Annotated in this window: 15 protein-coding genes; 9 read left to right on the top strand and 6 right to left on the bottom strand. The window is 66.8% G+C overall.

Annotated elements, in window-relative coordinates; translation table 11 throughout:
• Positions 1 to 124 precede the first annotated feature (124 nt).
• Positions 125 to 1,417, top strand: a complete 1,293-nt coding sequence (locus tag EAF64_RS12310) for an MFS transporter (protein ID WP_129069297.1) — start codon at positions 125 to 127, stop codon at positions 1,415 to 1,417.
• A 55-nt stretch (positions 1,418 to 1,472) separates the two neighbouring features.
• A complete protein-coding gene (locus EAF64_RS12315) occupies positions 1,473 to 2,021 on the top strand; it encodes a mechanosensitive ion channel family protein (protein WP_129069298.1) in 549 nt (182 codons plus the stop codon).
• 17 nt (positions 2,022 to 2,038) lie between these two features.
• Here the strand turns inward: EAF64_RS12315 and EAF64_RS12320 are convergent, their stop codons facing one another.
• A complete protein-coding gene (locus tag EAF64_RS12320; RefSeq protein ID WP_129069299.1) occupies positions 2,039 to 2,932 on the bottom strand; it encodes a DUF7139 domain-containing protein in 894 nt (297 codons plus the stop codon).
• Positions 2,933 to 3,053: 121 nt separating this feature from the next.
• Between EAF64_RS12320 and EAF64_RS12325 the strand changes: the two genes are divergently transcribed.
• From EAF64_RS12325 to EAF64_RS12335, 3 genes are all read left to right on the top strand, one after another.
• Entirely contained in the window at positions 3,054 to 4,133 is a 1,080-nt protein-coding gene (locus EAF64_RS12325) for a tubulin/FtsZ family protein (RefSeq protein WP_129069300.1), read from the top strand.
• Positions 4,134 to 4,216: 83 nt separating this feature from the next.
• On the top strand, positions 4,217 to 4,504 hold the full coding sequence (locus tag EAF64_RS12330) for a DUF5789 family protein (RefSeq protein ID WP_129069301.1): 288 nt from the start codon (positions 4,217 to 4,219) through the stop codon (positions 4,502 to 4,504).
• Positions 4,505 to 4,560: 56 nt separating this feature from the next.
• On the top strand, positions 4,561 to 4,998 hold the full coding sequence (locus EAF64_RS12335) for a DUF302 domain-containing protein (RefSeq protein ID WP_129069302.1): 438 nt from the start codon (positions 4,561 to 4,563) through the stop codon (positions 4,996 to 4,998).
• Here EAF64_RS12335 and EAF64_RS12340 read toward each other — a convergent pair.
• Together EAF64_RS12340 and nreA are read right to left on the bottom strand one after the other, a co-directional pair.
• Complete coding sequence (locus tag EAF64_RS12340) at positions 4,995 to 5,261, bottom strand: preprotein translocase subunit TatA (RefSeq protein ID WP_129069303.1); 267 nt, start codon at positions 5,259 to 5,261, stop codon at positions 4,995 to 4,997. The two genes, EAF64_RS12335 and EAF64_RS12340, sit on opposite strands and share 4 nt — an antisense overlap.
• A gap of 56 nt (positions 5,262 to 5,317) precedes the next feature.
• Positions 5,318 to 6,574 carry a DNA repair protein NreA gene (nreA, locus tag EAF64_RS12345; protein WP_129069304.1) on the bottom strand — a complete coding sequence of 419 codons (1,257 nt, stop codon included), beginning with the start codon at positions 6,572 to 6,574 and terminating at the stop codon, positions 5,318 to 5,320.
• Positions 6,575 to 6,719: 145 nt separating this feature from the next.
• On the opposite strand from nreA, the gene EAF64_RS12350 reads away from it, so the two are divergent.
• Positions 6,720 to 8,411, top strand: coding sequence for a histidine kinase N-terminal 7TM domain-containing protein (locus EAF64_RS12350; RefSeq protein WP_129069305.1), 1,692 nt, complete (start codon positions 6,720 to 6,722; stop codon positions 8,409 to 8,411).
• A gap of 67 nt (positions 8,412 to 8,478) precedes the next feature.
• Here EAF64_RS12350 and EAF64_RS12355 read toward each other — a convergent pair whose 3' ends face one another.
• Positions 8,479 to 9,444 (bottom strand): transcription initiation factor IIB, encoded by a 966-nt coding sequence (locus EAF64_RS12355; protein ID WP_129069306.1) that lies wholly within the window; start codon positions 9,442 to 9,444, stop codon positions 8,479 to 8,481.
• A gap of 192 nt (positions 9,445 to 9,636) precedes the next feature.
• Between EAF64_RS12355 and rnhA the strand changes: the two genes are divergently transcribed.
• Both rnhA and EAF64_RS12365 read left to right on the top strand, forming a co-directional pair.
• On the top strand, positions 9,637 to 10,230 hold the full coding sequence (rnhA, locus tag EAF64_RS12360) for a ribonuclease HI (RefSeq protein ID WP_129069307.1): 594 nt from the start codon (positions 9,637 to 9,639) through the stop codon (positions 10,228 to 10,230).
• A complete protein-coding gene (locus tag EAF64_RS12365) occupies positions 10,223 to 10,840 on the top strand; it encodes a DUF7108 family protein (RefSeq protein ID WP_129069308.1) in 618 nt (205 codons plus the stop codon). The genes rnhA and EAF64_RS12365 overlap by 8 nt, the downstream gene beginning before the upstream one ends.
• Here the strand turns inward: EAF64_RS12365 and EAF64_RS12370 are convergent.
• Positions 10,837 to 11,196, bottom strand: coding sequence for a PadR family transcriptional regulator (locus EAF64_RS12370; RefSeq protein ID WP_129069309.1), 360 nt, complete (start codon positions 11,194 to 11,196; stop codon positions 10,837 to 10,839). The genes EAF64_RS12365 and EAF64_RS12370 overlap by 4 nt on opposite strands.
• 326 nt (positions 11,197 to 11,522) lie before the next feature.
• Between EAF64_RS12370 and EAF64_RS12375 the strand changes: the two genes are divergently transcribed.
• A complete protein-coding gene (locus EAF64_RS12375; RefSeq protein ID WP_077205437.1) occupies positions 11,523 to 12,053 on the top strand; it encodes an inorganic diphosphatase in 531 nt (176 codons plus the stop codon).
• Here the strand turns inward: EAF64_RS12375 and EAF64_RS12380 are convergent.
• Complete coding sequence (locus EAF64_RS12380; protein ID WP_129069310.1) at positions 12,050 to 13,336, bottom strand: carboxylate--amine ligase; 1,287 nt, start codon at positions 13,334 to 13,336, stop codon at positions 12,050 to 12,052. The two genes, EAF64_RS12375 and EAF64_RS12380, sit on opposite strands and share 4 nt — an antisense overlap.
• Positions 13,337 to 13,611 lie beyond the last annotated feature (275 nt).

A 13,611-nucleotide genomic window follows, 5' to 3' on the forward strand; every position in this document is an offset into this window, starting at 1 on the left:
GCCCCCCTAAAACCCCCTCGGATCCCACAGACCCCGCGCCGCGATCCGGGGCCGGGCGATCCGCGTCGGAACCGCCGGCCGGGACCACAACGACCATACGAGGAGCGCCCCCGTGTGTGGACAGATGTTCGGGACGGACCGTCGGGTACTGGTGCTCGCGCTGGCTCGGATGGCCGACGCGGTGGCCAACTCCTTTCTGATCGTCGTCCTGCCGCTGTTCATCGCCAGCGGCGGCGTCGACATCACGGGCCTGGTCGGAACCAGCGTCCCGGTCGTCGGCCTCGCCGTCACCGAAGAACTCCTGATCGGCGTCGTGCTCTCGCTCTTTGGCCTGCTCAACAGCTTCGGCCAGCCCTTCACCGGCCGACTCTCCGACCGGACGGGCAAGCGGAAGCTGTACGTCCTGCTGGGGCTGGCGTTGCTGGCCGTCGCGTCGGCGGGCTACCTCTACACCGACGACTACACCGTCATCGTCGTCCTCCGGATGTTGCAGGGCGTCGGTGCGGCGTTCACGATCCCCTGCACCATCGCGCTGGTCAACGAACTCGCGACCGAGGCCAGTCGCGGCGGGAACTTCGGCGTGTTCAACACGTTCCGCCTGCTCGGGTTCGGGTTCGGCCCTGTCGTCGCCGGGACGGTCGTCGAGGCGGGGCCCTACCGGTTCCCGGTCGTCGGCGGCCTCTCGGGATTCGACGCCGCGTTCCTCGTCGCCGTCGTCGGGGCGCTGGTGAGTTTCGGGCTGGTGAGTCTGCTCGTCTCCGACCCCGAAGAGACACAGGCGACCGCGGGCGAGGACCTCGGACTCGCGATCAGGGATCCCAGCGGTCGGCACCTGCTCGATCCGGTGTTCACGCTGGCGGTCGCGACGCTGTGTCTGTCCGTGGGGATCGCGCTCTTCGCGACCCTGCAGGGCCGGATCAACGCCCGGCTCGGACAGGCACCGGTCCTCTTCGGTCTCCAGTTCGCCGCGGTCGTCGTCGCCAACGTCGTCTTCCAGATCCCCATCGGCCGGGCCAGCGACAGGTACGGCCGCAGACCCTTCCTGCTGGTCGGGTCGGCCCTGCTCGCGCCCGCGGTTCTCGCGCAGGGGCTCGTGACCACGCCAGTCGGGATGCTCGCCGCCCGGACGCTCCACGGGGTCGCGGTCGGGATGGTGTACGCGCCGGGGCTGGCACTGGCCGGTGACCTCACCGGGGAGGGCCAGTCCGGGACGAAACTCTCCTTGCTGACGATGGCGTTCGGGCTCGGGACGGCGCTTGGCCCCCTGCTGTCGGGCTATCTCGTCCGCTTTGGCTTCGTCGTCCCCTTCGCGTTCGGCGGTGTGCTGGGCCTGGTGGCACTGGCACTGGTCTACACGCAGGTCGAGGAGACACTCCCGGATGCCGGCGGGAGGACGGACGCGGTGCCGCAGGACTGACCGCTCTGTGTCGAGCGCCACCGGGACACCCACTATCACCGTACCGTCGCTTGATATGGGCGTGAGTCAGAGCGCGCAACTCTCGGAACTGGTACTCGGATCGTTCGAGGGGTTCGTCGCCGGTCTCGTCGGTGCGATCCCCCAGTTGGTCGGGAGTCTCGTCTTCGTCGTCCTCGCCTACGTCGGGATCACGGTCGTGACGACCGTGCTCCGGTCGGTCCTGCGAAGAACCACGGCCGGGGAGCAGGGGCTCGTCGTGGATCTGGTCGTCCTCGTCGTCAGCATCTTCCTGTGGTTCGGGGCCGGCCTCGCACTGCTGAACATCGTCGGCCTGGGCGACCTAGCCGCGAGTCTCTGGACCGCCGTCGGGTTCATCGCCCTCGGCGTCTCCTACGCCCTCTCGGAGATGATCGAGGACACCGTCGCCGGCATCTACCTGCTCCGGGACCCCGACTTCGACTCCGGCGACACCGTGACGACGAGCGCGGGGACCGGCGTCGTCGACATCGGGCTCCGGAAGGGTCGGTTCGAGCTCGACAGCGGTGATCGGCACGTGGTCGCCAACCGGGACGTGGAGAAGAGGTGGACGAAAGAGACGGCCTGACGGGCGTACGTCGGAGGTCAGTTGTTGGCCTGCCAGTCGTCGCAGGCTTCCATGTCGTTCATGACCTCCGTGTGGAGGGTGCAGGCGGGCCGGATCTCGCCGTCGACCCGGACGTACTGGAAGTGCTCGCAGTTGCCACAGTAGGCGTCGGGCTGGCCGCGGGTCGAGGCGGCCTCGACCACCTCGTCGGGGACGGGTTCGGCGTCCGCCATCCCGCCCTGCTGGGTGGCCGCACCGCCGTCGCTCGCTGCGGTCTGTCCGCCCGTCGGGGTGTGGGTCTCCCCGCGCGCGTAGAGGACGTCATCTTCGTCTTCCCGGTTGGTCTGGGTCTGGACTTCGCCGTCGGGGTTCTGCCCGAACAGCCCGATCCCGCCCAGTCCGGGGACGGAGCCGGAGACTTCGAGGATCCGGGTGGTCCCTTCGTCGGTCACTTCCATGCGGACAGTGCCGCCGGGGTCCGTTCGCGTCTTGAAGTTGGCCACGGCGACGAACAGGCACCAGAACAGCGTGATCGTCCCGAGGAAGTAGACGACGACCACCGGGAGCGTGAGGCCTGGGCCGCTCCCGGAGCCGACCCACTCGTAGGGGTAGGCCTCGCGGAAGAGGACGACGCCGAACACCGAGAGACTCGCGCCGATGAGGGCCGCCGCCCGGGCGCGCCGCGAGGCGGGGAGGACGGCGAAGCTCCCGAGGAAGGCCGCCGGCAACCCCAGCCCTGCGAGGACGCCGGCCAGTTCGCGTGCGCCGAAGGTGGTGAGGCCGAGCTGATCGGCCAGTCCGGTCGTCGCGACGACGATGGCGGCGACGACCATCACAGCCCCGAGGCCGAACAGCGACAGGCCGAGGAACCGCCGGCGTCGACCCACGACGCCGCCGACGCCGCCGTCGTAGACGTCCGTCAGGTTTGCCATGCGGGGCGGTACGTGAGCAGTCCACAAAACAACCCGTCAGACACGCGGCAGACGGGAGGCAGTGAGCGACTGGTTTCGTGTCACCCCATCTTTGATTAGCCGGCCTCACGACTATGCCGATATGAAAGTCGTCCTGATTGGTGTCGGACAAGCAGGAGGGAAGATCGCGCAGGCCCTCGCGCAATTCGACTACGACCGCGGATTCGAGGCGGTCCAGGGGGCCTTCGCCGTCAACACGGCACGCGCGGACCTGCAGAATCTCGACATCGACACGATGTTGATCGGGCAAGACCGGGTGAAAGGACACGGCGTCGGCGGCGACAACGAACTCGGGGCCGAGATCATGCAGGCCGAGGCCACCGAGGTCATGGACGAACTCGACGGCCGCGTCACCAGCCAGGCCGACGCCGTCTTCGTCGTCGCCGGCCTCGGCGGGGGCACCGGGAGCGGTGGCGCACCCATGCTCGCCCGCGAACTCAAGCGCGTGTACACGATGCCGGTCTACGGCCTCGCGGTCCTCCCCGGCCGCGACGAGGGTGCGATCTACCAGGCCAACGCCGGCCGCTCGCTCAAGACCTTCACCCGGGAAGCCGACTCCGTGCTCGTCATCGACAACGACGCCTGGAAGACCTCCGACGAGAGCATCGAGGAGGGCTTCGCGGCGATCAACGACCGCATCGCCGAGCGGGTCGGTCTGCTACTGGCGGCGGGCGAGATCGTCGAGGGCGTCGGCGAGTCCGTCGTCGACTCCAGCGAGATCATCAACACGCTCAAGAACGGCGGCATCGCCTCGCTGGGCTACGCCTCCGCGCTGGCCGACGAGGACGCCGGCGAGAACATCAACGCGATCACCGCCACCGCGCGCAAAGCCCTCCTCACCGGCACCTCTCTCCCCCAGGCCGTCGAAGCCGACAAAGCCCTCCTCGTCATCGCCGGCCACCCCGACCGCATCGCCCGCAAAGGTGTCGAGCGCGCCCGCAAGTGGCTCGAAGAGGAGACCGGCAGCCTCGAAGTTCGGGGCGGTGACTTCCCACTCAGTAGCGAACGCATCGCCGCCCTCGTCCTGCTGGGCGGCGTCGAACGCTCCCAGCGCGTCCAGGAGTTCATGGATCGTGCCCGCGAGGCCAGTAAACAACAGGACGAACCCCAGGAGAGCGCCGAAGACGCGTTCCAGAACGACGAACTCGACGACCTGATGTAGGGTGTCCGACGGATCTCCCGCGTCGGTGTCCGTTCTCGGGGGGCTTCGAAACAACTAATCAGCGCCCCCGAGAAGTGTGGCGCATGGCTGAGGACGAATCCGAAGACGAGGAGCCCGCCGTCGAACTCGGCACCGGCGAACCGGTCGATGGCGTGCCGCTGGCGCAGGTCTCGGCGCGACTGATGTGGGGCGCGAAGAAGAGCTACATCCAGCAGCGCGAGGGCGACACGGTCGTCCGAACGCCCGACGGCCCGCAGGAACTCGGCGACGTCCTCGACGAGGTCGAGGAGACCTACTTCCAGCGCCGCCAGGAGTTCGAAGAGGCGGTCCGTGAGGTCGTCGGCACCGGCCCCGTCCCGCTGGCCGAGTGACACCACATTCGCACGGCCGAGGTACCTTTTTCCCTCCCGGCGACCGATATCCGACGATGACGCTTCCGATAGACCCCAGTCTGATCGAATCCGGTGATATCGGCGAGAAACGCGCGACGCTTTCGATGGACCACGAGGCCGCCATCGAACACACCCGCGAGACGTTCGCGGACGCCGGCTTCGGCGTCGCCGTCGAGTTCTCCGTCTCGGACATGCTCGCCGAGAAGATCGGTGCCGACCGCGACCCCTACTACGTTCTCGGGGCCTGCAACCCGGAGGTGGCCGACCGCGCGCTCGACGAGTGTCTCGAACTCGGCGGGCTGATGCCGTGTAACGTGATCGTCCGCGAGGTCGAACCCGGCCGGCAGGAAGTCTACCACCTCTCGATCATGCGCGTCGCCCGCCTGCTCGGCCTGGCCGAGGACGACGAGGCGTGGGCCGACATCGTCGCCACGACTGGCGAACTCGTCGACGAGGCCTTCCAGAACCTCTAGGACTCTTCGCCGTCGGTTCCAGTGGCGTCGACGCTTCCCTCGCGTTCGGCTTCGAGTTCGGCGATACGCCCCTCCAGTTCCTCGATGGTCACGTCACGCTTCAGGTAGAGATACGCGCCGGCGACCGCCACCAGCGGGACCCCGAACAGGAGGATCGCGACCAGCAGAACGACGAGCAGTTCCGGCCCGCCCGGGACACCGGGGACGACCAGCGGACCGGCGGGGAAGGCTGCCAGCGACGGAACCGACGGAGGCGCGACCATGCGCGCCGGTACTCACGGCGGGCGCTTCACTCTGTCGGGAACCGGACTCGCCCGATTCAGAAGTCCGATATCTGTGCCTGCAACCCCGACACCATCTCGGACTTTCGGCGGAGCTGGGCCAGCGAGATCGGGAAGTGCGGCGCGAGTTCGGTGAGGGCGTCCCGGAAGCTCTCGGCCTCGCCCAGTTCCTGCTCGAAGGCGTGGCGGACCCCCTCGCGGATCTGCCAGACGCCGACGGGGGCCCAGTACTCGGGAGAGGCGTGCCGGACCACGAGGACCTTGGCCTGCCGGCCGCGTTCCTGGAGGTGTTCGAGGACGGCGAGCCGAGTGGCGTAGTACGCGCCGGAGGTCTCGTCGACGTAGTCGGTGCGGCCCTCGTAGCCCTCGCTGTCGGCGGCCATGTACATCCCGGCGTCGGGGTCGGGGTTCCAGATGCTCCCGGGCGCTTTCAGCTCCACGAGTTCGAACTCCCACTGGCCGGGCGTCATGATCACCCAGTAGGTGTTACCCATGTACTCGTTGACCCGGACCTCGGTCGTGTCGATAGAGTTCGCGTTGCGGATGGTCCCCCGGAGGTACTGCCCCACCGTGTCGTCGACGGCGGTGATCGACCAGCGGGTCGGAACGAGTCGGCGATTGGCACCCTGCCCGAGCGCGCCGGCCGAGAGGATCTTGTTGATCTCGTACACGTCGAAGCCGCGGCGGTAGAGGTAGGTCATCGCGCCGTCGGCCCGCCAGTCGTCGTCTTCGAGCGTCTTCTCGACCTCCAGGGGCACGGAGGGGTTCTCCGCGAGTTCGGCGTCGCGAGCGCGAGCACGCGGACCGCGGGGCGCGCCGATGTCGTCCAAGTCAACGTCCAGATCGGGCTGGCCGTCGAGGCCGATCTCCACGTCGACGGGTTCGTCGGCGATGGCGACCTCGCGTTGCACGCCGACGAAGCCGTCCCACACGTCTGCGACGTTCACGCTCGCGGATCGCGTCGAGTTGAGCAGACCGGTTCGGCGCTGGAACACGTCGTCGATGGAGTAGCCCTGCTGGTACCACTCGCCGCTGGTCACGTAGTCGGTCGGGTCGGTCTCGGGACCGGCCACGGGGGAGAGCAGGCCGGTCGACACGTCGGGGTAGTTCGACCGGCCGACGAAGATCGAGGGGGCCGTCGACCCGAAGAGGGCGTCGCCCTGGACGGTCTCGTCGAGCTGGCGCTCCACGTCGTCCAGGTACTCGGTGATCGCGTAGGACTTCTCCGCGGCCAGCCGGCGCAGGTCGGCTGCCTCGTCTCGTTGGAAGTCCTCGATGAACTCGTCGAGCCGCATCTGCGCGCACTTGGAGGCACCGGCGTATCAATCTGTCCCGTGGGGGTCGGAGCCCGTTCGCGCGGTCGATATCGACCGCTCGCTTGTCTCGACTGTCGTGAAACGAGACTAGAATTAAGAGTCTGTGTGTTCACTCCTCACGGACATGCCCCTGGGGGTCTCCTGGCTCGCCATCGCTCACTTCGGGACCGGCGTGGCCATTCTGGGGTTGCTCGGCCCGGTCTGGTCGTTCCGGTCGCGGCCTGGGGCACAGCTGTGGGCCGGAGTGGTCGTCCTCATGGCGGCGACGACGTTCGCGTTCGGCGCGTCGCTGCTCGTGTTCGACCAGGGTCTCCGCCTCCTGTTCGAGATGGCTGCGCTCACCACCCTCCTCTGGACGGCCGTGTTCTTCCTCTCGTTCGCGCTCACCTACACCGGTCGCGCCCACCTGCTCCACAGCTGGTGGGTTCGCTGTCTGGTGGTCGCCCAGGGGGTCGGGACGGCGCTGCTCCTCTCGAACCCAGTCCATCGGCTGCTGTGGACGAACTTCCGACTCGACCCGGTGTTGGGGTCCGCCACGGTGCTGTACGACAAGGAACCGCTCCTCTTCGCCGTCGCCGGCGTCACCTACCTCGTCGTGGGCATCGGGATCGTCGTGCTCGTCGAGACCGTCGCCAGCTACGGCCCGTCCTACCGCCGGCAGGCCGTCGCCATCGCGACGACGCCACTCTTCCCCATCGTCGCGAGTCTGATCTGGTTGCTCGGAATCGGCCCCTACCCGCAGTTGAACCTCGTCGCGCTCTCCTTTCTCCCCCACCTCACGCTGGACGTGTACGCGCTGTTCGGCCGGGACATGTTCGAGTTGCCGCCCGGACTCCGCCGGGCCGGCGAACGGGCGGCCCTGGACGAACTCGGCAGTCCCGTGTTCATCGTCGCCGACGACGGGCGAGTCATCGACGCCAACGCCGCCGCCGTCCGGATGTTCGACGTCGATCCCGATCCGGCGCTGGGGCGGCCGCTCGACGACCTGCTGGGCCAGGACCTGGCGATGGCGGCCGAGGAACAGCGCGTCGACCTCCTCGTCGGCGGGGAGCGACAGACGTTCAAACTCGTCTTCTCGCCGTTCGAGACGAGAAGCGGCCTCCACGGCGGCTTCACCGTCATCATGCAGGACGTGACGGCCGAGATCCAGCGCAAACAGCGCCTGGAAGTCCTGAACCGCATCCTCCGGCACAACCTCCGCAACGACCTGAACGTGGTCCAGCTCCACGCACAGGAACTGGAACTCACGCTGACCGATCCGGAGCGACGCGGCCACGCCGCGGCCATCGAGGACATCTCCGACGAACTCGTCGACCTCGGGGAGAAGGCCCGCTGGGCCGCACAGGCGCTCGAGGACGCGAGTTATCACTCCGTCAGCCTGCGTGACGTTCTCGACGACGTGGTTCGCGACGTACGGGCGAACCACCCCGACGCACGGGTCGACCTCGACGTGGGTGCGTCCGTGACGCTCCACACCGACCCCGAAGTCCTGACGCTCGTGTTCACGAGCGTACTGGAGAACGCCATCGAGCACAACGAGGAGGGTGAACCGCAGGTCACCGTCACCGCGGACGACGGCGATCCCGACTCGCTTCGGATTCAGGTCCGGGACGACGGCCCCGGCATCCCCGAACACGAGCGCCGCGTGATCGAGGACGGTGGCGAGACCGCACTCGACCACGGGAGCGGCGTCGGCCTGTGGCTCATCCACTGGGGCGTGACGCTGCTCGGCGGCGACGTGGCGTTCGAGGTGGCTCAGTCCGGGACGACCGTCTCGATTCGACTGCCGACGACGGGCGGTCCCCGGTCAGAGTGAGGGGGACGCGGGACCGGCCGACGGGAGACCAGTCGCTCACGGCCGGCGAAAACCGAAGAGGGTGGGGCTAACTGTGGATGCCCATGGCTTCGATCTGTTCCTGGTAGCGGTTCCGGATGGTGACCTCGGTGACCTGCGCCACGTCGGCGACTTCCCGCTGGGTCTTCTTCTCGTTGCACAAAAGCGAGGCGGCGTAGATGGCCGCCGCCGCGTAGCCGGTGGGCGATTTCCCGGAGAGTAGCCCTTTCTCGGCAGTCGTCTCGATGATCTCGTTGGCCTTGGACTGGACTTCCTCGCTGAGATCGAGTTCGGAACAAAAGCGCGGGACGTACTTCTTCGGGTCGACCGGTTCCATCTCCAGGCCGAGTTCCTGGCTGATGTATCGGTACGTTCGTCCGATCTCCTTGCGCTCGACCCTGGAAACCTCCGAAATCTCTTCCAGACTTCGCGGGATACCTTCCTTCCGGCAGGCCGCGTAGAGTGCGCTCGTGGCGACGCCCTCGATGGATCGACCCCGGATCAGGTCCTCGCTCAGGGCTCGTCGGTAGATGACGGAGGCGACCTCCCGCACCGATCGGGGAACGCCGAGTGCGGAGGCCATGCGGTCGATCTCCGAGAGGGCGAACTGGAGGTTTCGCTCGCCGGCGTCTTTCGTCCGGATTCGCTCCTGCCACTTCCGCAAGCGGTGCATCTGACTCCGCTTTTTCGAGGAGATCGAGCGCCCGTAGGCGTCCTTGTCTTTCCAGTCGATGGTGGTCGTCAGCCCCTTGTCGTGCATCGTCTTCGTCGTCGGGGCACCGACCCGGGACTTCTCCTGTCGTTCCTGATGATTGAACGCCCGCCACTCCGGTCCGGGATCGATGTTCTCCTCCTCGACGACCAGACCACAGTCGTCACATATCAGTTCGCCACGGTCGGCGTCCTTGACCAGGTTGTCCGAGTTACACTCCGGACACGCACGTACCCCCTCCTGATCTTGTGATTCGGTCTCGGCCTCGCGCTCGCGCTCCCGCTGACGGGTGGACCGTGTCATCGCACTTTTATAGTAGTAACACCTGGCGACTTAAATCCTTGGACAAATACTTTATGGTTCGTATCGCGCGCGTCAGACGTTCGCTCCGGCCCGCTACAGCTTGATTTCGGGGATCTCTGTACGGGAGGAACGATCGGCGTCACTCGGCGCGGATCACAAACGGTAAGCCCGGCCACTGGTGAGTGAACTTCAATGCCGGTCATCGAGTGTGACGTGGCCGAGGCCCGCGAGCGGTTGGCCGACGCCGGTGTCGACGTTCGGGCGGGAAACACCGATCACGAGCGCTGGCGCGCCACACGCGGGGGTGCCACGGCCGTCGCCTACGAGGACAAGGTCGTCGTCCAAGGGGAGTCGCCCGAGGCCATCGAGGCGCTTCTTCGGGAGGAGGGTGGCCGCGCACACGTCTACTTCGACGGTGCCTGCCGTGGCAACCCGGGCCCGGCGGCGGTCGGCTGGGTCGTCGTCACGGACGACGGTATCGTCACGGAGGGCGGCGAGCGGATCGGCCGGGCCACCAACAATCAGGCCGAGTACGAGGCGCTGACGAAGGCACTGGACGTGGCCCGGGACTTCGGGTTCGACACGGTGGAGGTGCGGGGCGACTCCGAGCTGATCGTCAAGCAGGTTCGCGGGGAGTACGACACCAACGACCCGCAACTACGCGAACACCGGGTGACGGTCAGGGAGTTGCTGGCGGGGTTCGACGACTGGACGCTCACCCACGTACCGCGGGAGATAAACGAACGCGCCGACGAACTTGCAAACGACGCACTCGACGATGACTGACGAGACACCCGACCCAGAGGACGCGCCGGTCGCGGGACTGGCGGAGACGGACGAGACCAGCGAGGAGTCCACCGAGGTCCCACAGGACGTGCTCGACGAGGTCGAACGGCTGACGCGACTCGCACGCGAGGCGGTCGACGAGCAGGAAGCAGCCGCCTACCGCGAACGGCGGGCCGACCTGCTCGCCGAATTCGACTTCAGGGCCCGCGTCCGCGAGGACGACACTCACGACACGCTGGTACTCCACCCAGAGGAGTGGGTGGACGGCGGCGTCGTCCAGATGGAAGCGGTCGAGGACGTGGACCGTGGCATCGAACGACCGCTGGGCGGGCCCGGCGACGGCGAGGACTGGGACGCCATCGCGGCGCGCAACCACGCCATCGCGGAGGCCGTCGCCGAGGACCACGGCGCGGTCCACGGTGAGAACGCCACGGCGCTGGCCGAGTTCATGAACAACCACTACGCCCAGCCCATCGACTCCGCGACCGACGACGAAATAGAGGAGTTCGTAACCGAGTACTTTCCGCGCAACGCGTGGCCGAGTGAGAAACAGCGCGACCGGATCGACCGGTCGGTCGCGCTCACTCTCGACGTCGCCGACTCCTTTTAACGCTGTTCGTCGATGAGCGCTTCCAGTTCGTCGGCCCGACCCTCGTCGGTGACGAACCGGCCGAACATCCAGGAGAGCTGGTCGAGCAGCACGTCGTGGCCCGCCTCGGTCAGCGAGTACTGGTTGGTCCGCTTGTCGAGTTCACTCTTCTCGACGAGTCCCATCTCGACGAGGTCGTCGAGGTTGGGGTAGAGCCGCCCGTGGTTGACCTCCGAGTCGTAGTAGGCCTCGAGTTCGCGCTTGATCGCGAGACCGTATCGGGGCTCCTCGCTCAGGATGACGAGAATGTTCCGCTGAAACGCCGTGAGTTCACGCGCGACCTCCAGGTCCGCCTCCACAGTTTGTGACTCTGACATGCTTAGCTAAATGTCACCAAGGCATTTAACGCTTGTTAACTCGGACAGCGTTCTCGCCGACTCGGCCCCAGTGTAGTGTGATTTCTCCTTGGAGGTACGTGTCGGAATGAATATTGTTGAACGCTGGCGGTGGCTTTCAGCCATCTACATGTCTGATTTCTTATTCGTGTGCGGTACAAGCCAGTGATGACGGACGCGGGCTGGTTCACGCGTTGTGGAGTCCCGTGTCGCTGGGTCGATCAGCCACACAGAGAGAGTCGAGGTTCGTACACTGTTGGACACGGATTACGAAAGTACTTTTTGGCCTGCTGTCGCACGGGGAGGTGATGACGAACCTCTGGGAAGACCTCGAAACTGGGCCGAATCCGCCCGAAGAGATCTACGCGGTCGTGGAGTGCCTGAAAGGCGAGCGCAACAAGTACGAGTACGACAAGGACGTTCCCGGCGTGGTGCTGGACCGGGTCCTCCACAGCAACGTCCACTACCCCTCCGACTACGGCTTCATCCCGCAGTCGTACTACGACGACGAGGACCCCTTCGACGTCCTCGTCCTCGTCGAGGACCAGACGTTCCCCGGCTGTGTCATCGAGGCCCGCCCGGTCGCGCTGATGAAGATGGACGACGACGGTGAACAGGACGACAAGGTCATCGCCGTCCCCACCGAGGACCCGCGCTTCGATCACATCCAGAACCTCTCGGACATCCCCCAGCAGCAACTCGACGAGATCGACGAGTTCTTCGCGACCTACAAGAACCTCGAGGAGGGCAAGGAAGTCGAGACCCAGGGCTGGGAGGACAAGCAGGCCGCGATGGACGCCATCGAGCACGCGATGGACCTCTACGAGGAGAACTTCTAGCTCGGTTCCCTCGCGTTCTTTCGTTCGTCACGGGCCGCCGAGCGACGCGTCCGGCGCTCGTCGGACTCCGCCGCCTCCGTGTCGTCCGTCCCTGGTCCCGCGCCGAGCAGCGTCCCCGGAACCTGTCGTAACACCCACAGCGTCGGCAACGGGTCCCGAAGCGAGACGAACGTGTGGTCGGCACGGACGATATCCGCGAGGAAGGGGCCCAGTGCCCGATAATTGCGCTCGGCCAGCTGGTGACCCAGCCACTCCAGATCCTGTCGGGTCCGCCGCTGAATCACGTCGGTCCGATAGTCGCCGTCGTGGCGGACGGATTCGCCCCGGAGCTGTCGGTAGTGGAGCCACGGGAAGTCCACGCCGCAGTTGATGGCGAACGGGAGCGATCCCCAGTAACGGCCGTTGACCTCGATGAGGACGTACTCACCGTCCGGCCGCTCCATGAACTCGACCTGTGCCGGGCCGGTCCAGTCGAAGGCCGCGATCACGCGCTCGGCGTACCGGTACATCCGGCGGTCGTCGACGACGCCCAACAGCGCGGAACTCCCGCCCGACGGCGGGACGGTCCGCAGCCGTCGTTCCTGGAAGTGCGCGCGTACCTCACCGTCGTCGGCCAGCACGACCGTCGTCGTCGTCTCGCCGGGGACGTACTCCTGGACGATAGGAGGCCACTCCTGCAGCTTCGGCTCCTCGCGCAACAGCGACTCGAAGGTGTCACGCAGTTCGGCGGGCGACGCGGCGTAGTTCCGGTCGTCGACGAGGTACGTCGCGTACTGTCCCTCCTCGTCCCAGTAGGTCTTGCTCCGGGGTTTGACCACCACCGGATAGGACAGTTCGGGTGCGACCGAATCCACGTCGTCGACGGTCTCGGGAGCGTGTGTCTCCGGACACGGCACGTCCACGTCGGTCAGGCGCTCGAACAACTGGCCTTTGTCGAACACCTGCTCGAACGTCGCCCAGTCCTCGACGGCCGGTCGGGTCCCCGTGGCCGCGATCTCCGTGCGGTGTTTCGCGAGCAGCGACGTCATCCAGTCGGTCGGGCCGAACACGTAGTCGTGGTCCGCGTCGTCGAGATACGCGAGCAGATCGTCGAGGAATCGCTGTGCGCCGGCCTCGGGGTCGGGGTGGACGTACCGACCGTCACTGAACCGTGAGAGCATCCCCAGCGTGGGCGCGGACGGTCCACCGGCGACGACCGGGACCCCCCGACGCCCCAGCGACCGGACGATCGCGAGTCCGCTCTGTTTCTGAGTGGTCAACACCAGCGCGCTACCTGTGGCCATACGCTCCCCCCGACAGCGATCCGGATTAGTATTGCTCGGTTTTTTCCGAGGTGTGGACGCCCGCTCGAAGCGGTCCACCGACACGACGGTATTACGACCGTTCTACAGCTGATCTGTCGGTCGGACGACCCGGACAGGAGCGGGCGGTGTCGGACCCCACCACGATCGAGTGCCGAAAGCCGAGCGTACCGGGTCCCACCCGGCAACGAACCCGAGCTTCCGGCAATGGAAACCGGAAACAGGGGCGAGTATCCGACGGCTACCTCGCCGTCGAA

The organism is Halorientalis pallida, from assembly GCF_004118325.1.
GTDB lineage: Archaea > Halobacteriota > Halobacteria > Halobacteriales > Haloarculaceae > Halorientalis > Halorientalis pallida.

What these genes read in the sequence shown, in the direction of transcription:
- EAF64_RS12310 (WP_129069297.1), top strand. Translation starts at nt 125, where the DNA reads ATGTTCGGGACGGACCGTCGGGTACTGGTGCTCGCGCTGGCTCGGATG.
- EAF64_RS12315 (WP_129069298.1), top strand. Translation starts at nt 1,473, where the DNA reads ATGGGCGTGAGTCAGAGCGCGCAACTCTCGGAACTGGTACTCGGATCG.
- EAF64_RS12320 (WP_129069299.1), bottom strand. Translation starts at nt 2,932, where the DNA reads ATGGCAAACCTGACGGACGTCTACGACGGCGGCGTCGGCGGCGTCGTG.
- EAF64_RS12325 (WP_129069300.1), top strand. Translation starts at nt 3,054, where the DNA reads ATGAAAGTCGTCCTGATTGGTGTCGGACAAGCAGGAGGGAAGATCGCG.
- EAF64_RS12330 (WP_129069301.1), top strand. Translation starts at nt 4,217, where the DNA reads ATGGCTGAGGACGAATCCGAAGACGAGGAGCCCGCCGTCGAACTCGGC.
- EAF64_RS12335 (WP_129069302.1), top strand. Translation starts at nt 4,561, where the DNA reads ATGACGCTTCCGATAGACCCCAGTCTGATCGAATCCGGTGATATCGGC.
- EAF64_RS12340 (WP_129069303.1), bottom strand. Translation starts at nt 5,261, where the DNA reads ATGGTCGCGCCTCCGTCGGTTCCGTCGCTGGCAGCCTTCCCCGCCGGT.
- nreA (WP_129069304.1), bottom strand. Translation starts at nt 6,574, where the DNA reads ATGCGGCTCGACGAGTTCATCGAGGACTTCCAACGAGACGAGGCAGCC.
- EAF64_RS12350 (WP_129069305.1), top strand. Translation starts at nt 6,720, where the DNA reads ATGCCCCTGGGGGTCTCCTGGCTCGCCATCGCTCACTTCGGGACCGGC.
- EAF64_RS12355 (WP_129069306.1), bottom strand. Translation starts at nt 9,444, where the DNA reads ATGACACGGTCCACCCGTCAGCGGGAGCGCGAGCGCGAGGCCGAGACC.
- rnhA (WP_129069307.1), top strand. Translation starts at nt 9,637, where the DNA reads ATGCCGGTCATCGAGTGTGACGTGGCCGAGGCCCGCGAGCGGTTGGCC.
- EAF64_RS12365 (WP_129069308.1), top strand. Translation starts at nt 10,223, where the DNA reads ATGACTGACGAGACACCCGACCCAGAGGACGCGCCGGTCGCGGGACTG.
- EAF64_RS12370 (WP_129069309.1), bottom strand. Translation starts at nt 11,196, where the DNA reads ATGTCAGAGTCACAAACTGTGGAGGCGGACCTGGAGGTCGCGCGTGAA.
- EAF64_RS12375 (WP_077205437.1), top strand. Translation starts at nt 11,523, where the DNA reads ATGACGAACCTCTGGGAAGACCTCGAAACTGGGCCGAATCCGCCCGAA.
- EAF64_RS12380 (WP_129069310.1), bottom strand. Translation starts at nt 13,336, where the DNA reads ATGGCCACAGGTAGCGCGCTGGTGTTGACCACTCAGAAACAGAGCGGA.